Genomic DNA, 18,051 nt, shown 5'->3' on the forward strand with positions numbered 1-18,051 from the left:
TCATCATGGGGCGGTGAGCACCGAACCCGAGCTCGCCGGCCTGTTCGAGCGGATGGGCGGGCACGCCACCTTCGCCGCCCTGGTGCACCGGTTCTACCAGGGGGTGCGCACCGACGAGGTGCTCGCCCCGATGTACAAGGACGACTTCGCGGGCGCGGAGGAACGCCTCCGGCTCTTCCTCGAGCAGTACTGGGGCGGCCCCACCACGTACTCGGACACCCGCGGCCACCCGATGCTGCGGCGGCGGCACCTGCCCTTCGCCGTCACCCCGGACGCCCGGGACCGGTGGCTCGGCCACATGCGGGTGGCGGTGGACGAGCTCGACCTCCCGGCCGACGTCGAGCAGCAGCTGTGGGACTATCTCGTGCGGGCCGCGCACGCCATGGTCAACACGCCGGGGCCGGACCGCCGGCCGCTGCTGTGAGCGGCAGGGAGGGAGACCGGGTGGACGAGGACGCTGCCGAGCCGGCGATGGCCCCGCCGCTGGCCGCCGCCCTGGCCGCGCTGGACCTGCGCCGGCTGGGCCCGGACGAGTTCCAGGGCCGGTCGCTGCCGCAGATCAACGGGCGGGTCTACGGCGGGCAGGTGCTGGCCCAGTCGGTGGTCGCGGCCGGCGTCACGCTGCCGGAGGATGACGCCGGCGGGCCGCGCGAGATGCACTCGGTGCACGGGTACTTCCTGCGCCCGGGCAAGCTCGACCGGCCGATCACCTTCGCCGTCGAGCGGCTGCACGACGGCCGCTCCTTCAGCACCCGCCGCACCCATGCCCTCCAGGACGGCACCCCGATCCTCTCCCTCATCACCTCCTTCCAGGAGCGCCAGACCGGGCGCGAGCACGCCGAGGGGGCCCCGCCGGCCCCGGACCCGGAGGGCCTGCGCAGCGCGCTGGACCTGTTCGACGCCATCGACCACCCGGCCGCCCGGTTCATGTCCTCCACCGCGGCCTTCGACATCCGGCACACCACCGACCCCGTCTACCTCGCCCCGGCCGCCGACCGGGACGCCCGCCAGATGCTCTGGATGCGGGCCCGCAACCCCCTGCCGCCCGACCTGAGCCAGCTCCACCACCGGGCCCTGCTCGCGTTCGCCTGCGACCAGGTGGTGCTGGAGCCGGTGCTGCGCCGGCACGGGCTCTACTGGCGGCTGCCCGGCCTCAGCGTCGCCTCGCTCGACCACTCCATGTGGTGGCACCGGGACCTGCGGGTGGACGACTGGCTGCTCTTCGTCCAGGACTCCCCCTCCGCCCAGGGCGGCCGGGGCCTGGGCACGGCCCGGGTGTTCGACCGGGCCGGCCGGCACGTGGCGACCATCGCCCAGGAGGGCATGGTCCGGGTGCCCGCGGACCGCGCCGCCGACGGCAAGCGGGCGGGACGGACCCGCGGCGCCGAGCCCGCGGAGCCCACCGGCGCCACCACCCCTGCGGCGCCGGCCGCGCCGTCGCAGCGCTCCGCGCGGCGCTGACCTGGAGGGCCCGGATGAGACTGCGCCGGATGAGACCCGGCACGCCCGGGCTGACCCGCCGCCGCGCCGGCAGCGGCTGGGTCTACCTCGACTCTCACGGCGAGCGGGTGACCGACCCGGAGGTGCTCCAGCGCTGCCGCGACCTGGTCATCCCGCCTGCCTGGCAGGACGTGTGGATCGCGCCGGTCGCCAACGGACACATCCAGGCGGTCGGCACCGACGCGGCCGGCCGGCGCCAGTACCTCTACCACCCGGCCTGGCGGGAGAGCCGGGACGCGGCCAAGCACGACCGGGTGCTGGAGCTGGCGCGCCGGCTGCCGTCCGCCCGCCGCCGGGTCACCATGGACCTCTCCCGTCCCGGCATGCCGAGGGAACGGGCCCTGGCCACCGCCTTCCGGCTGCTGGACCTGGGGTACTTCCGGATCGGCGGGGAGGGGTACGCGGCGCACCACGGCTCCTACGGCCTGGCGACCCTGCGCAAGGAGCACGTGCGCATCGGGCGGGACGGCACGCTCACCTTCGACTACCGGGCCAAGTCCGGCCAGCAGCGCCACCTGGTGCTGCGCGAGGAGGCCCTGATCGCGCCGCTGTCAACGCTGCGCCGCCGCCGCGACGGCAGCGCCGAGCTGCTGGCGTACCGCGACGGCCGCTCCTGGCACGACGTGACGGGCGCGGAGATCAACACCTACGTCAAGGACCTGCTCGGGGAGCAGGCCTCGGCCAAGGACTTCCGCACCTGGCACGGCACGGCCCTGGCCGCCGTCGAGCTGGCCCTGCGGGCGGACGCGGCGGCGGGCAGCGGCCGGGCCCGGGCGCGGGCGGTGCGGGAGTCGGTCGCCGCCGTCGCGCACTACCTCGGCAACACCCCGGCGGTGTCCCGCGCCTCCTACATCGACTCCCGGGTCATCGAGCTCTTCGAGCGGGGCCGGACGATCAGTCCGGAGGTCGCCCGGCGGGTGGCGGCCCGGGCCGGCGCCGACGATGCCATGCCGCCGGACACCCGGGGCGCCGTGGAGACCGAGCTGCTCGGTCTGCTCGACTGAACCATGCCGCAGCCTCCTGGCCCGAGCTCGCGTCCGGGCTCGGACCGCCCCGCACCGAGGCGTCAGGCGGCAGGCGCCCGACGACGGCCTCAGGCGGCCGCGCCTCCGAGGCTCAGACGTCCGTCCCGGGGCGGCGGCGGAAGCGCACCGGATCCTCCAGGTACGGCTCCCAGGTGGCCCGCTCCTCGGCCGTCATCCGGCGCGGCCGGCCGCTGTCCTCGTCGATGAGCACCAGGGTGGTCATCGCCCGGGCGGCGACCCTGTCCGGGCCGGGCACCTCGTAGCAGACGTCGAGGCTGGCCCCGCCGAGGTGGGAGATCCACAGCTGCACCGGCACCGGGCGCAGGGTGTAGGGCAGCGGGGCGAGGTACTCGATCTCCTGGCGGGCGATGTAGGTGTTCGTGCCCGAGCCCGGGCCAGTGGCCAAGACCTTGGTGCCCGGCACCGGGTCGCTCCCGACGGCGGCCGGCGCGGCGCCCGGCGCGCCCTCGGGTGCACTGCCCGTCGCGGCACCCAGCCCGTCGCCGTCTCCGTCCGCCGCAGCGTCCGGTCCGCCGTCCCCCGAGCCCGTCGCCACCGCGCCCGGTGCGCCGTCCGCCGCGGCGCCGTCGGGCCCGCCCCCTGCCGCCCCGCCCGCACCGTCCCCCGGCACCGACGCCCAGAAGGCGGCGATGCGGGTCTCCTCCAGGATGGTGAACATCTTGGCGTTGTTCACGTGCTGGTAGCCGTCGACGTCACTCCAGCGCAGGCGCACCGGGATCGTCAGCCGTGTCATGCGTGTCCTTCCCGCCGGCCCCCGGCCGGCCCGCCCGTCCGGGCCGTCAGTCCCGGGTGAGCTTGCGGTAGGTCACCGCGTGCGGCCGGGCGGCGTCCGCGCCCAGCCGCGCGACCTTGTTGGCCTCGTAGGCCTCGAAGTTGCCCTCGAACCAGTACCACCGGGCCGGGTTCTCGTCGTCGCCCTCCCAGGCCAGGATGTGCGTGGCGACGCGGTCCAGGAACCACCGGTCGTGGCTGACCACGACGGCGCAGCCGGGGAAGTCCAGCAGGGCGTTCTCCAGCGAGCCGAGGGTCTCCACGTCGAGGTCGTTGGTGGGCTCGTCCAGGAGCAGGACGTTGCCGCCCTCCTTCAGCGTCAGCGCCAGGTTCAGCCGGTTGCGCTCCCCGCCGGAGAGCACGCCGGCCGGCTTCTGCTGGTCCGGGCCCTTGAACCCGAACGCCGAGACGTAGGCCCGCGAGGGCATCTCCACGTTGCCGACCTGGATGAAGTCCAGACCGCCCGAGACCACCTCCCACAGCGTCTTGGTGGGGTCGATCCCGGCCCGGGACTGGTCGACGTAGGAGAGCTTGACCGTGTCCCCGACACGCAGGTCGCCGCCGTCGAGCGGCTCCAGCCCGACGATGGTCTTGAACAGCGTGGTCTTGCCGACGCCGTTGGGCCCGATGACCCCGACGATCCCGTTCGGCGGCAGGGAGAAGGAGAGGTCGTCGATGAGCAGGCGGTCCTCGAAGCCCTTGCGCAGGTCGCTGGCCTCGATCACCACCGAGCCCAGGCGCGGACCCGGCGGGATCTGGATCTCCTCGAAGTCGAGCTTGCGGGTGCGCTCGGCCTCGGCCGCCATCTCCTCGTAGCGGGCCAGCCGCGCCCGGGACTTGGCCTGGCGGCCCTTGGCGTTGGACCGGACCCAGGCCAGCTCGTCCTTGAGGCGCTTGGCGAGCTTGGCGTCCTTCTTGCCCTGGATCTGCAGCCGCTCCTGCTTCTTCTCCAGGTAGGTGGAGTAGTTGCCCTGGTAGGGGTACAGGCGCCCGCGGTCGACCTCGGCGATCCACTCGGCGACGTGGTCGAGGAAGTACCGGTCGTGGGTGACGGCGATGACGGCCCCGGGGTACTTGGCCAGGTGCTGCTCGAGCCAGAGGACGGACTCGGCGTCCAGGTGGTTGGTGGGCTCGTCGAGCAGGAGCAGGTCGGGCTGCTCGAGCAGGAGCTTGCACAGCGCCACCCGGCGCCGCTCGCCGCCGGACAGGACGGTGACGTCGGCGTCCGGCGGGGGGCAGCGCAGGGCGTCCATCGCCTGGGCCAGCTGGGCGTCGATGTCCCAGGCGTTGGCGGCGTCGATCTCGGTCTGGAGGGTGCCCATCTCGGCCATCAGGGCGTCGAAGTCGGCGTCCGGCTCGGCCATCAGATTGCCGATCTCGTTGAACCGCTCGACCTTGCCGAGGATCTCGGCGACGCCCTCCTGGACGTTGCCGAGCACCGTCTTCTCCTCGTTCAGCGGGGGCTCCTGCTGGAGGATCCCGACGCTGTAGCCCGGGCTCAGCCGTGCCTCGCCGTTGGACGGGGTGTCCAGCCCGGCCATGATCTTCAGGATCGTGGACTTCCCCGCCCCGTTGGGGCCCAGCATGCCGATCTTGGCGCCGGGCAGGAAGGACATGGTGACGTCGTCGAGGATGACCTTGTCGCCGTGGGCCTTGCGCGCCCGGACCATCGTGTAGATGTACTCAGCCACAGCTCTTTCGCACTCCGGATGGGGGGAGGGCCCGGTGCGGGCCCGCGTCGGCCTCCAGGGTAGGCCACCGCTCCCCCCGCCGGTGGGCGGGGTCGGGTGCGGCCGGTCACCGCCCCGGTCGGGGCGGGACCAGGGCCGGGGCGGGACCAGGCGCACCGGCCGGGGCTGGGCGCCCCGGCGCACGGGTCGCCCAGCCCGGCCGGGGGTCGGCGCCTGGTCAGCGGTCCACACGGCGCCGGGGTGGATGGTCAGCCCACCTGCGCGGAACCAGGCCGGACCGGCCGGACCGTCCCGGCCGGTCGCCGTCGGCCGTCAGCCCCCGACCGGCGCCGCCTCCCGCGGTGCGCCGTCCGGCTGCTCCAGGACGTAGGCCGTGTCCTCCCCGTCGACGTCCTCCGGGTAGTCCTCCTCGGCGGTCGGCACGTCGGGCAGCTCGGTGCCCTCCCACCGGGAGCCGTCCGGCCCGAGCACGACCGCGGCCGGCCCGGCACCGTCCCCGCCGCCCGGCCCGCGGTCGGTACCGGTCCCGCCGCCGCGCCCCGCGCCCGCCGCGGCCCGCGCGCCGTCGGCGCTCTCGCGCACCAGCCGGACCCAGTTCACCTCCCCCCGCGGGCTCAGCTCCACCGCCAGCGAGCTCGCGTGCACCACGTGGTCCCACCGCTCGCCCGACTCCCCCGTCCAGGTCTCGACCCGGACCCGGCCCCGGACGACGACGGGCATCCCCTTGGCCAGGCACTTGGCACTGATGGCCAGCTCGCCCCAGGCCTTGACCGTGAACCACTGGGTGTCCCCGTTCTGCCACTCCCCCGTCGCGCGGTTCAGGTACCGCGGCGTGGCGCCCACACGGAAGTGGCACCACTCCTTCCCGCCGTCCTTGGCGGTGTAGAACGTTGGGCTGCCCCCGACGTTGCCGTGGACGATGATCTCCACCTTGTCGCTGCTCATGCTGGCTCCTCCGCCCGGGCCGGGCCCGTCGCCGGCCGCTGCCCTACGCTCGCGCGCGCGGCGGACGGGCGCGGCCGGCGGTGGCCGCTCCTGTGGAGATAGCGGCAGGAGGCCCGCCCTGTGCGCCGGGCGGCCTGAGGACGAGGAGACCGCTCGGGTGGCGAGACCGTGCGGGTGGCCGCGGACCCGGAGGACCGGGGCCGGCGCCGTCGTCAGCCGTCCAGGGTGCGCCGCAGCCGGTCGTGCCGGGCGAGCACGTCCTGGGTCGGGGCGACCAGGTGCTCCTCGACGACGCCGCGCACCCGGTCGGCCACCGCCGCCCGGTACCCCGCGGCGGCCGCCGTCGCCGCGCTGCGGCGGGCGGTGCGGGCGAGCGCCAGGAGGGCGCCCGCGCCGGCCACGGCGAGGACGGCGGGGACGAGCAGCGGCCAGCCCACGTCGGCGACGACGGCGACCACCACAGCGACGACCGCCACCAGCGCCAGGCCCGCCGCAGCCAGGGCGAGCCGGCGGGGGCGGCTGGGCCGGGCCGGCAGCGGGACGTCGGCGACGGCGGCGGCGGTGGCCGGGACGAGCGCCGTCGTCGGCGCCACGGCCCGGTCGACGGCGTCCGCCCACCGGTCGGGCAGGTGCGCCACGACGCCGGCGACCCAGGCGTCCCGCACGGCGGCCACGCTGGCGGCGGCGGGTGCCTGCGGCCGGGCAAGGGTGCGGGTGCCGGCCGCGACGGCCGCGGCGACCGCATCGGCGCCAGCCGCCCGGGCGAGGTCCGCGCTCGCCCGGTCCCGGGCGTCGTCGTCGAGGGCGGCCGGGTCGACCCGGCCCAGGGCGGGCTCGAGGCGCGCGGCCACGGCGGCCAGCTCCGCGGCGGCGGTCCGGGCGGCGGCGGATGGCCGGGCGACGGCCGCGGCGAGCCGGGCCCGGACCTCGGCGATGCCGGTGTGGTCCACGGCGGAGGTGGCCAGCACCGGGACGCTCGGGAGGCCCTCGGCCGCGAGCAGCGCGGCGACATCGGCGCGGACCCGGTCCACCGCCGCGGGCGGGAGGGTGTCGGCCTGGTTGACCAGGACGAGCATGCTGCCCTGCCGCCCGGCCAGGGCGGTGAGGTAGCGGGAGTGCAGGAGGTTGTCGGCGTACTTCTGCGGGTCCACGACCCACACCAGCAGGTCCACCAGCGGCACCAGGCGGTCCACCTGGTCGGCGTGCTCGGTGGCGACCGAGTCGTGGTCGGGCAGGTCGAGCAGGACCATGCCGTGCAGGGCCCGCTCGTGCTCGCCGTCGAGCACCGACTCCCGGCCGATCCGGCGCTCCCGGCTGACCTGGAGGAAGTCCAGCAGCGGGTCCGCCGGGCCGCCCCACACGCACGCCGCCGCCACCTCGGTGGTCGGCCGTAGCTCGCCGACGTCGGCGAACTCCAGGCCGGAGATGGCGTTGAACAGGGACGACTTGCCCGAGCCGGTGCCGCCGACGAGCGCCACGACGGTGCGGTCGGCGCCGAGCTCCAGGCGGTGGCGGACCCGGTCGAGGTCGGCCCGTGCCCGGGCGGCGAGGTCGGGGCCGATCTCGTCCCTGGCGGCGTCCAGGGCGACGGCGACGGCGTCCGCCCGGGCGGTGAGCTCGGCGGGCGCGGGCTCGGCGGCCGTGGGCATCTGCCCGGCGGCGGCCGCCGGCTCGGTGATCGGCTCAGTGCTCGGCTCGGTCCTGGGCCCGGCTGCCGGCCGGGCCGCCTCCTGGGTGGTCGCCTGCGCCGTCGGCTCGCTGGCCGCCTGCGTCGTCGGCTCGCTGCTCCGCTGGGTGGTCGGCCCGCTGGCCGTCATCGGTGCTCCTTCAGCTCGGTCGCCCGCAGCCGCAGCGCGGTCCCGGGCTCGATCTCGAGGTGGTCCAGCGCGGTGAGGTAGGGCCGGGCGGCATCACGGACGGCCGCCGCGGCGCGGGCGGCGAGGTCGGTGCGGGCGCGGGTGACCGCCTCCGGACCGGCCAGGTCGGCGACGGCGCTCGCGGCCCCGGTCACGCCGGCGGCACCGGCCTGGACGAGCCCGGCCAGCCCGGCGCCGTCCAGCGGCCCGTCGGCCCCCGGGTCCACGACCCGCTCGACGTCGGCCCGCCAGGCGGCCACGACGTCGCCGGCCACCCGGGCGGCGGGATCGCCGGGAGCCGCGCCGCCGGTGGCGCCTGGTTCGGACGGCGGCTGCCCGGATCCGCCGCCCGCCGACGGCGTCGCCTCGGCGTCCGCCCGGGGCGTCGCCCCGGCCTCCGTCCTGGGCACTGCCGCTGGCTCCGGCTCCCCCACCACCGGCGCCGCCGGCGCCAGACCGGCGGGCAGCCCCCACGCGGGCTCGGCCCAGCTGCGGGTGATCGCCGTCGTCGCGTCGCGCAGCGCGTCGGCGACCAGGAGGGTCAGGGCCGCGGCCGCCTCCGCGCCCAGCGTCGCCGCGGCCGAGGACCGGGCGGCCACGGCCCGCCGGCGCCGGCCGGCCCCGCCGACCCTGCCCGCCCGGCCCCCGACCAGCGGCGCCAGCGGCCCGCCGGTGGAGGCCAGGGCGAGCCAGAGCGTGGTCGGTGCCCCGGCGCCCGCGCGGCCGTCCCTGATCTCCGCGGCCACCTTGGTCGCCGGCGCCTCGGCCGCCGCCACGGTCACCGCGCGCACCTCGTCCCGGGCCCGGACCTGGGCGTCGGCGCCGTCGGCGAGGGCGAGCAGCTGCTCGCGCAGGGCCGGCCACACCCCGCGGGTGGTGCGGGCGGCGAGGGCTTCGCCCTGCCGCCGGGCGGCCACGAGCCGCAGCCAGTCGCCGAGCTCGCCGGCCGTGCCGGGCGGGAGCGGCCCGTCGAGCGGGCCGACGTCGGGCACCACGAACAGCGGAGCCCCGCCGAAGCCGAGGGCGTCCATCCGGCGCAGGAGGTCCGCGCGCACCGGCCGCAGGGCACGGGCCGGCACCCGGTTGAGGACGACGGCGGTGGTCAGCCCGCGCGCGTGGGCGGCGGTGAGCTGCCGCCAGGGCACCGCGTCGCCGTACCGGGCGGCCGTCGTCGTGAACACCCACAGGTCCGCCACCTCCAGCAGCAGTCGGGCCAGCGACCGGTTGTCGGCGTGCACCGAGTCCAGGTCCGGGGCGTCGACGAGGGCGAGGCCGGCCGGCACCCCGGGGTCCGGCCGGACGTCGGTGAGCACGGCCAGCGGGTGGGTGGCGAACGCGGCGGCGTCGTCGGGGTGGACGGCAACGACGGCGGTGCGGGTGGTCGGCCGCAGCACGCCCGCGGCGCTGACCGCCGCGCCCACGACCGCGTTGAGCAGGCTGGACTTCCCGGCCCCGGAGGAACCGCCGAGGACGACGACGGTGGGCACCGCGGAGCCGCGCAGGCGGGGCACCAGCCGGGCGTCGAGCTGGTGCAGGATCCGCGCGCGCAGGTCGCGCAGCCCGGCGGCGCCGGGCAGGTCGAGGGGGAAGGTGACGCGCGCGACGTCGGCCCGCAGGTCGGTCAGGATCTCCAGGCGGGGCGGGGGCACCTCGGCCGGCGCGGCGGCCGGCGCGGCGCTGCTGGACTGGGCACTCACGGTCCCATTCTCGCCCGGTGCCGCAGCGGGCCAAGCGCGCCGGGCGGGCGACGGCGACGCGGCGCGGTTAGGGCAGAGATGCTGAACCTGGGTCAGGGAGCCGGGATGGGCCGAGGAGCCGGGAGAGCGGCAGCCGCCACCGGCCGTGGCCGACGGCGCACCCCGACACGGTCAGCGACGCCGATCCGGCTACCCTGGTAGCCGGCCACCAGGGTCGATGGCCCCCATAGCTCAATGGATAGAGCAACGGCCTTCTAATCCGTAGGTTGCAGGTTCGAGTCCTGCTGGGGGCACCGGTCGGAGGCTCGGATCTTGGCCGGACGGATCACCGGCCGGGCTTCGGACACTCGCCGGTTCTCCCGGGACCCTCGTTCGACCTGCGCTGGGCTGTCCCACCTCTCAGCCGGTTCCGCGCCAGAGCGGTCGTGGGGTCACCAACCGGTGCGGCGGGTTGGGCGCCGAACCCGTGAGCACAGCCTCGATGATGTCGGCTACGTTGCTTGCTATCTCGTCGCCGGGGATGGCGAGGGTGGATAGCGCCGGGTACGTGACCGCACCCAGGGATAGACCGTCGATGCCTACGATCCGGACCTGACCGGGTACCTGCATCCCCTCCTCGTGCGCCGCGGCGAGGGCACCCATCGCCATGAGGTCGCTGAAGGCGAGCACGGTGTCCGTCTCTGGGTGCTCCGCCATGAGCCGCCGGAAGCCTGCTGATCCGGCGTCGACCGACTGGTATTCGGCCTCACAGATCACGACCGCTTCACGAGAACGATCATCGACGTGCGTTTCGTAGGCCGCCCTTCGGCCGCTCTTGACGTAGGGCCCACCGCGGAGCTGGCTCTCGAGCATGCCGAAGCGCTTGCTTCCGCGCTGGCGCAGCTGTCCGACGAGGTCGGCGATTCCTGCGGAGAAGTCGATGTCGACCGACCAGAGGTTTGGCACTGTCGGCGTGCGGGCGAGGAGGACGACCGGCACGCCCCTGGCAGCCTGGAGAATCTCGTCGTCGGGCAGGCTGAAGTACCCGACGATCGCGTCAACCTCGCGAGCTACGTTAGCGAGCGTCTCTGCCTCGGATGCCTGCTCGTGCGACACGACCGTCACCTGCCAGCCACGGGTGCTCGCCGCTCCGAGGAGGTCAGCCGTCAGCTCCGTGTAGAAGGGATTGCGGAAGGTCGCGACGACGAACCCGATCGCCCGGCTCTTGTCCGAACGGGCCAGGTTCGAGGCAAATCGGCTGGCGCGGTAGCCGAGGCGCTCGCTTGCTTCGAGCACCTTGGCGCGAGTGGTCTCACTGATCTCGTCCATGCCGTTCAAGGCTCGGGTGACCGTCTGCCTCGAGACACCTGCTTGCGCAGCGACGTCCTTGATCGTGACCCGGCCACTCATCAAACCCTCCGAAGTTCCCCGGAGCCTGACCGATGTCACTGCGCCGGATGACGTCTTGCCACTCACAGAGGGCCTCCACGCCGCCTGCCGGCAGGCCACCGTCCGCTGCACCGGCCGCCGCCGACGAGTGCGGACCCGCTCGCGGTGACCGCCACTTCAGCATCCGTAGTGGTCAGGGTAACAACCAGGACCGTTCGTCATCGCGGTGCCGACGCGTGCCCAACATCGTGCCGCGGGTCCGGCACGACTGGTGGCACCACTCCGACCACTTCGGACGGAAGCGAGCAGCTCAGCTCAGCGCTCAGCCGAGAGCCTCGGCCTGCTCCAACCCCGAGGAGTACGCCTCCTCCGCGTCCCCGCCCGACGCCACGGTCTGGTCCAGGACAGACCCGAAAGCGGCAGCCGCCTTGTCCGACTGAGGGATGATCACCAGGCGGGGCGATGCCTCAGCAACCTGGCCGAGGACCTCCGCGGGCACCTGGCCGCCGTAGAACTCATCCGGCTCGGTCATCTCCGGCATGTCGTAGGAGGCAGGCGTCGACGGGAAGAGCGAGTCGTCGGCATACCCGGCTGCCTGGTTCTCGGCGTTGGTGAGCCACCGCGCGATGTCGACCGCGGTCTGCGGGTCGTTCGAGGACTCGAAGACTGACAGGAAGGAACCGAACTGCGAGGCCGGGCCCCCGGGCGGCGTCGTCACCCGCCACTGTCCGGCACCATCGCCACCGGCGGAAGTCATCGAGGCCGCCACGTACGACGGGCCGACCCACCCGGTGAGCTGGTTCTGCGCGATGCCGGCGCTCCACTCCGGGGTCCACAGCTCCACGTTGAGACACAGCCCGGCCTCGCCGAGCCCGAACGCGCTGAGGAAGGCGTCGCGGTTGATCTGCTCGTCCGGAGCGTACTGACCGTCGTCTGTTGCGTAGTAGTAGCCGGCCTGAAGGCGCTGGGCGACGTAGGCGGCACTCGGGGCGTCGCACAGGTAGCTTCCGGTACTGGCCTTGACCTTCTCGGCGACCGACCGGTACCCGTCCCAGTCGGCGACGAGCTCTCCGACGTCATCAGGGTCCGTTGGCAGGCCGGCCTGCTCGAAGACGTCGGCCCGGTAGAAGAACCCGAACGGCCCGATGTCGATCGGGACCCCGATCTGCCGGCCGTCCTCGTCCTGGCCCATCTCCAGCTTCCAGTCGAGGTAGTCGCCCGCCGCGTCCTCGAAGCCGTACTCGTTGACGTCCGCGAACTTGTCGGTGACGTTCGTGTACTGGCTCAGAAGTGCCACCGCGACGTCCGGCACGCCGCTTCCAGACCGAAGAGCGGAGGTGAGCTTGGTGTCGACATCCGGGGTCTCGACCAGCTTGATCTTGACGTCGGGGAACTGTGCCTCGACGCCATCGACGGCGGCGCTGGGGAGCGACCCGGGCCGGTACCAGATCTCGATCGTGTCGTCCTCCTGCCCACCGGCAGAACCACACGCGGCGAGCGACGCGAGCAGCGCAACGCCAGCGATACCGGAGACAGCGACCTTGGTGTTCCTTTTCATGAACGTCCTCTCGGGTTTCAGCAACGACTGTGCGTGGGGGTGTAGGGGGTGGTTGTCGTCAGCCCTTCAGCGCCCCCGCCGTGACGTTCTCGAGAATCGTCCGACGGAGGAAGAAGAAGAGGATGATCAGAGGGAGGGTCGCGACAAGCGTTCCGGCCATCACGACGGAGTAGTCCAAGTTCCCGTAGTTGCCCTTGAGCTGCTGGATCGCGATCGGCAGCGTGAACTGCGACGGGTCGCCCAGCACGAGCAGCGGCCACAGGTAATCGTTCCAGGTCCACATCACCTGGAATATCCCGAGCGCGACCAGGGAGGGGCGTAGCGCCGGCAGCCCAACCGACCAGAACGTGCGCAGGAATCCGGCGCCGTCGATCGCGGCGGCGTCGAGCAGCTCGTCTGGGATCGAGCTCTCGGCGGCCTGGCGCATCCAGAACACGGCGAATGCGGTGACGATGTTCGGAACGATGAGAGGGAGGAAGGTGTTGAGCCAGCCCAGCGAGGCATAGATCTGGTAGCTGGGCACCAGGGACACGCCAGTAGGCAGCACCAGCGTCACCAGGAGCGCGGCGAACAGCCGGTCACGCCCCGGAAAACGACGCTTGGCGAAGACGAAGCCCGCCAGCGACGCCAGGAAGAGCTGCACCAGGACGACCAGCGTGGTGAGCCACAGGGAGTTGAAGAACGCGGTACCGAACTGCGTGCTCTCCAGCACCTTGGTGAAGTTGGCGATGAACTCATCGCCCGGGATCAGCCGCGGCGGCAGTGTGAACATCTCCGAGGTCGAGCTCGTCGCCATGACCACGAGCCAGTAGAACGGAAAGGCGAAGATGACGAGGGCAACGCCCAGGACCAGGTGGGTCAGGACGTTGGTCAGGCGCAGGCGCCGCGGAGACGCTCCGGGCCGCTCGTCGGCGTCGCTCGTTGCCTGCGGACGCTCGTGCATGAGGGTGGTAGTCACACCGTCACCGGCTTCCTGAGGAACCTGTAGTTGAAGAGCGCAATGACAAGGAGGAGGATGAAGATCGCCCATCCGATGACGGTCGCGTAGCCGAGGTCGGTGGGGACCGGCGAGTATCCGGCCTGAGAGCCGGGGCCGCCGAGGTACTGGTACTGCAGCAGCATCATCGTCAGGCCCGCCTTGTCCGGGCCGCTCTGGCCGCTGAACAGCAGCTGCGGCTCGGTGAAGATCTGCAGCCCGGAGATGGTGCCCGTGAGGATGACGAACAGCAGCGTGGGCCGGAGCAGCGGGACCGTGATCGACCAGAAGATCCGGGCCCCGCCGGCTCCGTCGAGCCTGGCTGCCTCGTAGAGGGACCTGTCGATAGCCGAGAGGCCAGCCATGAACAGGACGAGGAAGTACCCGAAACCACGCCAGAAGATCATGAGGGCGATCACGATCCTGGTTCCCCACGGACTGTTGAGCCAGTCGACGACCGGCAGGCCGAGGTAGTGCGCGATGACGTTGACAAAGCCGAAACGCCCGCTGAAGAACGACTGGAAGACGACCGTGATCGCCACGAGGGAGGTCACCTGCGGCAGGAAGAACGCCGACTGGTAGAAGCCCCTCCCCCGCAGGCGCGGTCGCGACAGCACGACCGCCGCGATGAGGGCACCGATCACCACCGGCACCTGCCCCATCAGGAAGATGAGGATGGTGTTCCACATCGCCGGCCAGAAGTCGCCCTGCTCGAAGAACCGTTCCCACTGGCCCCATCCGACGAACTCGGACGGTCCCAGCCCGTCCCACTTCTGGGTCGTCAGGTAGACCGCGTACCCGAGGGGGATGACGGAGAACGCGACGAAGACCAGGAAGAACGGCGAGACCGACAGGTACTCGCGCCAGTAGCCGCGAGCGGCCCGGCGTCTGCGCTCCACGTTATACCTCCTTGGATGCCGTGAGCGTTCACGGCATGAGGCCGGTGCGGCCCGGCGGCGGCTCCGTGAACGGTCACGGAGATGTGAGGGTCGGACCTCTCCGCTGTCAATCACCCCGTCGCGCCGCGTGAGCTGGCGCTGTCTGGGGCCTGTTCGAAGAGAGAGTGCCTCGTGCCCGTCGCGCACCTGAGTCTGGACCCCGCCGCCGTGCTAGCCCCCGTTCGTCGTCGCCTCTTCGGGGGGTTCGTCGAGCAGATGGGACGCGGTGTGTACGGCGGCATTTTCGATCCGGGGCACCCCGCCTCCGACCGGTACGGGAACCGGGAGGACGTCATCGAGCTCGTCCGCGAGCTCGGCGTGAGCACCGTGCGCTATCCCGGGGGCAACTACGTCAGCGGCTACCGGTGGGAGGACGGCGTGGGACCTGTCGAGGCGCGGCCGACCCGTCTCGACCTGAGCTGGCACGCCCTCGACACGAACCGGTTCGGCCTGAACGAGTTCGTCACCTGGTGTCGCGCGGCCGGCGTCGAACCGATGATGGCGGTCAACCTCGGCACCCGCGGCGTCCAGGAGGCGGTGGACCTGCTGGAGTACTGCAACGTCGAGTCGGGCACGCACCTGGCGGACCTGCGCCGCGCCCACGGCTCCCCCGCCCCGCACAACATCCGGATCTGGTGCCTGGGGAACGAGATGGACGGCGACTGGCAGGTCGGCCAGAAGCCGGCTCACGACTACGGGTTGCTCGCGCGTGCGACCGCGCGCGCGATGCGTAGCGTCGACCCAGACCTGGAGCTCGTGGCATGCGGCTCGTCCGGCGCCGACATGCCCACGTTCGCCGAGTGGGAGCGTGTCGTCCTGCATGAGACGTACGACGAGGTGGACTACATCTCGGCCCACGCCTACTACTTCGAGCAGGACGGCGACCTCGCCAGCTTCCTCGCTTCGGGTGTCCACCTCGACCGGTACATCGAAGATGTCATCCACACTGCGGACCACGTCCGGGCCGTGCGCAAGGCCAGCAAGTACATCGACATCTCGCTGGACGAGTGGAACGTCTGGTACCAGACAGCACCGCGCGAGACTGAGCCGGGCTGGCACGCGGGCGGCCGCCGGCTCGAGGAGCACTACACCGTTGCGGACGCCGTCGTCGTCGGCTCCATGCTGATCTCGATGTTGCGCCACAGCGACCGTGTACGGGTCGGCGCCCTTGCACAGCTCGTGAACGTCATCGCCCCGATCATGACGGAACCTGGGGGCGGCGTGTGGCGGCAGACGACCTTCCACCCGTTCGCACTGACATCGCAGCGAGCATCCGGCGTGGTCCTCCACGGGACGCTGTCGTCGCCTCTGCACGAGACGGCGAAGCACGGACAGGTGCCGACGGTCGACGCGGTCGCGACGTGGGACGAAGACGCCTCGTCGTTGAACGTGTTTGCGACGAATCGTTCGGTCAGTGACTCGATGTCCCTCGAGGTTGATCTTCGGGGGTTCGGCGTGACCCACGTCGTCGACGCTCTCGTCCTCGGCGGGAACGACCCGTACCTGCGCGCGTCCGCGTCGCGGCCGGTCCAGCCGCGGGCGGCTTCCGACGTCACCCTGGACGACGGCGTGCTCCGGGTCTCCCTGCCCAGGGCGTCGTGGGGCACGGTGCGAGTAGCAGCCTGATGGTGCCCGGCGAGCGCGTCTCGGGGGTCTAGGGGCGGGGATCGCTGGGTGACCCGAACTCGCGAGGCTACGCCGGGCGACGACTAGCCTGTCGGGGTGAGCGAGAACAGCGGAGCCCGGGACGCGATCGTCTGGATCGACTGCGAGATGACCGGGCTGGACCTGGCCGTCGACGCCCTGGTCGAGGTCGCCGTCGTCATCACCGACTCCGAGCTCAACCCGCTCGACCCCGGCATCGACGTGATCATCGCCCCGCCGCCGGGGGCGGTGGACCAGATGGCCGACGTGGTGCGGGAGATGCACACCTCCTCGGGGCTGCTGACCGAGCTGGCCTCGGGCCTGACCATGGCCGAGGCCCAGGAGCGGGTGCTGGCGTACGTGCGCCGGTGGGTGCCCGAGCCGCGGAAGGCGCCGCTGGCGGGCAACTCCGTCGGGACCGACCGCACCTTCCTGGACCGGGACATGCCCGAGCTGGTCGACCACCTGCACTACCGCATCATCGACGTCTCCTCGATCAAGGAGCTGGCCCGGCGGTGGTACCCGCGGGCCTACTTCCACGCCCCGACGAAGAACGGCGGCCACCGGGCCCTCGCCGACATTCTGGAGTCGATCGACGAGCTGCGCTACTACCGTGCCGCTCTCTTCCCTGCCGGCGATGGGCCGGACTCCGCGACGGTGAAGCAGGCCGCCGCCCAGGTGGTGGCGGCGCCCACGTCGGCCGCGGTGGCGCGGCTGGCCCAGGAGGTGGCGCAGCGGTCGGACCCCGAGGCCCAGGGCGCGCCGGTGGAGCGCTGACCGGGCAGCGCCGTCGGCGGCGGTGCCAGGGCAGCCCGCCCGATCAGCTATGCTTGTCTACCGCTGCCGTGCCTGCGTGCCGGCGGCGATGGTGGGTGTAGCTCAGCTGGTAGAGCGCCGCGTTGTGGTCGCGGATGTCGCGGGTTCAAGTCCCGTCACTCACCCCAACTGTTCGAGATATGAGTTTTCTCCGAGGAACCGCCCTCGGTCGGGGTTCGCACACAGCAGCCGTAGCCGGGCCGGTGCCCTCCTGGACCGGGGTGCGGTCGACGATGACGGCGGCGTGCTTGTCCCCCGCCTGGTGCGGCTCCAGACGTGTTCGTCGACCCCAATGGCCGTGACGCCGTCGAACCGGTGCGCGTCGCCGATCAGGACCCTCCGCTTCGGCGAGGACCGCGGTGTTGCCGGTGTTCCAGGAGACGTCCGGGGCGTTGGCGATGCTCGCCACGGTCAGGTGCTGGACGACTATTGCTTCCAGGGCCCACCGCACCGCCCGCCGGGTCAGCTTTGCCCGCGGCTCGGCCGCCCGGCTGGTGTCCTGGCCCCACACGTACCCGCACCCGCCGGAGCATCGGTAGCGGCCACACCCGCCCCCCGCCCGGCCCGGACGCGGTGCCCGGCGACGACGGCGAGCACCTCCAACATCGTGGGCCGCCAGCCCAGCGGCTCGTGCGACAGGCGCAGGACGATCGTGTCCCTCCCCGTGCCCTCGCGCCCGCACCGGCGGTACCAGCCGTCGGCGTCCGCGGCCACGACGGGCAGCCGGGACGCGCGGTCGGGCTTCAGGTGTCGCCCGATGGATGCGAGGCAGAGGTTGTCCACGCCGGCGAACGTGGTCAGGTCTGGACGGTTGAAGGTGCCGACAGGCGCGTCGAGGTCTTCGCGGTGGGCAGGGTAGGAACTCCCATCATGGGAGACTCCGACACTTCCCAGGCAGCGACGCGCCGACCCTGCCGGCCCCGCCCCCGCCGGTCATCGCTGCGCAACACCCTCATCTGGGGAGAGCCCGATGAGACCGATGGTCACGACACCGACGATCGTGCACACCTGCCCCATGCCGAGCAGGCCGGAGTCGTTGGGGTCGATATCGATGGCCATCGGCACCATGGCCGAGACGGCGAACAGAGCAGTGATGGGTTCGAACACCGTTTGGCCTCCTGACGGATCGACTCGCATGGGGCGGACTGCGCGGCAGTCCGTCCGTTACCTGCGAGGGTCGTCCACTCGTGTCGGCGGCACCGCTCGTGAGCGAACCTCAGCCTCGGAGCCTCGGTGAGTTGTCAG

General features: G+C 72.8%; 15 protein-coding genes, 2 tRNA genes and 1 pseudogene. 7 read left to right on the forward strand and 11 right to left on the reverse strand.

Annotation, left to right across the window (positions count from 1 at the left end; translation table 11 throughout):
• Nucleotides 1–52: 52 nt before the first annotated feature.
• From MF406_RS13830 to MF406_RS13840, 3 genes are read left to right on the forward strand one after another with little or no spacing between them, the layout of a single operon-like run.
• Nucleotides 53–424: a globin gene (locus MF406_RS13830; protein ID WP_242897802.1), complete on the forward strand. Its 372-nt coding sequence runs from the start codon at nt 53–55 to the stop codon at nt 422–424.
• 47 nt (nt 425–471) lie between these two features.
• Nucleotides 472–1,461, forward strand: coding sequence for an acyl-CoA thioesterase II (locus tag MF406_RS13835; protein WP_242897803.1), 990 nt, complete (start codon nt 472–474; stop codon nt 1,459–1,461).
• A gap of 29 nt (nt 1,462–1,490) precedes the next feature.
• Nucleotides 1,491–2,504, forward strand: coding sequence for a DNA topoisomerase IB (locus MF406_RS13840; protein ID WP_242894821.1), 1,014 nt, complete (start codon nt 1,491–1,493; stop codon nt 2,502–2,504).
• Between the two features lie 112 nt (nt 2,505–2,616).
• On the opposite strand, the gene MF406_RS19140 is transcribed toward MF406_RS13840, so the two are convergent.
• The 5 genes from MF406_RS19140 to MF406_RS13865 form a co-directional block, all read right to left on the reverse strand.
• Entirely contained in the window at nt 2,617–3,279 is a 663-nt protein-coding gene (locus tag MF406_RS19140) for an acyl-CoA thioesterase (RefSeq protein WP_371744504.1), read from the reverse strand.
• 46 nt (nt 3,280–3,325) lie between these two features.
• Entirely contained in the window at nt 3,326–5,008 is a 1,683-nt protein-coding gene (ettA, locus tag MF406_RS13850; RefSeq protein WP_242894822.1) for an energy-dependent translational throttle protein EttA, read from the reverse strand.
• A gap of 312 nt (nt 5,009–5,320) precedes the next feature.
• Nucleotides 5,321–5,953, reverse strand: coding sequence for a single-stranded DNA-binding protein (locus MF406_RS13855; protein ID WP_242894824.1), 633 nt, complete (start codon nt 5,951–5,953; stop codon nt 5,321–5,323).
• A 212-nt stretch (nt 5,954–6,165) separates the two neighbouring features.
• Nucleotides 6,166–7,770 carry a GTPase gene (locus MF406_RS18760; RefSeq protein WP_256463897.1) on the reverse strand — a complete coding sequence of 535 codons (1,605 nt, stop codon included), beginning with the start codon at nt 7,768–7,770 and terminating at the stop codon, nt 6,166–6,168.
• Nucleotides 7,767–9,506, reverse strand: a complete 1,740-nt coding sequence (locus MF406_RS13865; protein ID WP_242897934.1) for a hypothetical protein — start codon at nt 9,504–9,506, stop codon at nt 7,767–7,769. The genes MF406_RS18760 and MF406_RS13865 overlap by 4 nt, the downstream gene beginning before the upstream one ends.
• A gap of 220 nt (nt 9,507–9,726) precedes the next feature.
• On the opposite strand from MF406_RS13865, the gene MF406_RS13870 reads away from it, so the two are divergent.
• A tRNA-Arg gene (locus MF406_RS13870) sits at nt 9,727–9,799 on the forward strand.
• Nucleotides 9,800–9,905: 106 nt separating this feature from the next.
• Here MF406_RS13870 and MF406_RS13875 read toward each other — a convergent pair.
• The 4 genes from MF406_RS13875 to MF406_RS13890 form a co-directional block, all read right to left on the reverse strand.
• The gene (locus MF406_RS13875; RefSeq protein ID WP_242894825.1) at nt 9,906–10,895 is read right to left on the reverse strand and encodes a LacI family DNA-binding transcriptional regulator; all 990 of its coding nucleotides are present in this window, start codon (nt 10,893–10,895) and stop codon (nt 9,906–9,908) included.
• A gap of 301 nt (nt 10,896–11,196) precedes the next feature.
• On the reverse strand, nt 11,197–12,456 hold the full coding sequence (locus MF406_RS13880) for an ABC transporter substrate-binding protein (protein WP_242894827.1): 1,260 nt from the start codon (nt 12,454–12,456) through the stop codon (nt 11,197–11,199).
• 34 nt (nt 12,457–12,490) lie between these two features.
• Entirely contained in the window at nt 12,491–13,390 is a 900-nt protein-coding gene (locus MF406_RS13885; RefSeq protein WP_242894829.1) for a carbohydrate ABC transporter permease, read from the reverse strand.
• Nucleotides 13,387–14,307 carry a carbohydrate ABC transporter permease gene (locus MF406_RS13890; protein ID WP_242894831.1) on the reverse strand — a complete coding sequence of 307 codons (921 nt, stop codon included), beginning with the start codon at nt 14,305–14,307 and terminating at the stop codon, nt 13,387–13,389. Before MF406_RS13890 ends, MF406_RS13885 begins: the two co-directional genes overlap by 4 nt.
• 255 nt (nt 14,308–14,562) lie before the next feature.
• Between MF406_RS13890 and MF406_RS13895 the strand changes: the two genes are divergently transcribed.
• The 3 genes from MF406_RS13895 to MF406_RS13905 all read left to right on the forward strand — a co-directional run bounded on the left by MF406_RS13895 (nt 14,563) and on the right by MF406_RS13905 (nt 16,934).
• Nucleotides 14,563–15,972, forward strand: a complete 1,410-nt coding sequence (locus MF406_RS13895; protein WP_242894832.1) for an alpha-N-arabinofuranosidase — start codon at nt 14,563–14,565, stop codon at nt 15,970–15,972.
• A gap of 147 nt (nt 15,973–16,119) precedes the next feature.
• Entirely contained in the window at nt 16,120–16,767 is a 648-nt protein-coding gene (orn, locus tag MF406_RS13900; RefSeq protein ID WP_242897804.1) for an oligoribonuclease, read from the forward strand.
• Nucleotides 16,768–16,858: 91 nt separating this feature from the next.
• Nucleotides 16,859–16,934: transfer RNA gene (locus tag MF406_RS13905), tRNA-His, on the forward strand.
• Nucleotides 16,935–16,999: 65 nt separating this feature from the next.
• Here MF406_RS13905 and MF406_RS13910 read toward each other — a convergent pair.
• Together MF406_RS13910 and MF406_RS13915 are read right to left on the reverse strand one after the other, a co-directional pair.
• A pseudogene (locus MF406_RS13910) lies at nt 17,000–17,700 on the reverse strand (hypothetical protein); the annotation flags it as partial.
• 39 nt (nt 17,701–17,739) lie between these two features.
• Nucleotides 17,740–17,913, reverse strand: a complete 174-nt coding sequence (locus MF406_RS13915; protein ID WP_242897936.1) for a hypothetical protein — start codon at nt 17,911–17,913, stop codon at nt 17,740–17,742.
• Nucleotides 17,914–18,051 lie beyond the last annotated feature (138 nt).

This window comes from Georgenia sp. TF02-10, from assembly GCF_022759505.1.
Lineage (GTDB): Bacteria > Actinomycetota > Actinomycetes > Actinomycetales > Actinomycetaceae > TF02-10.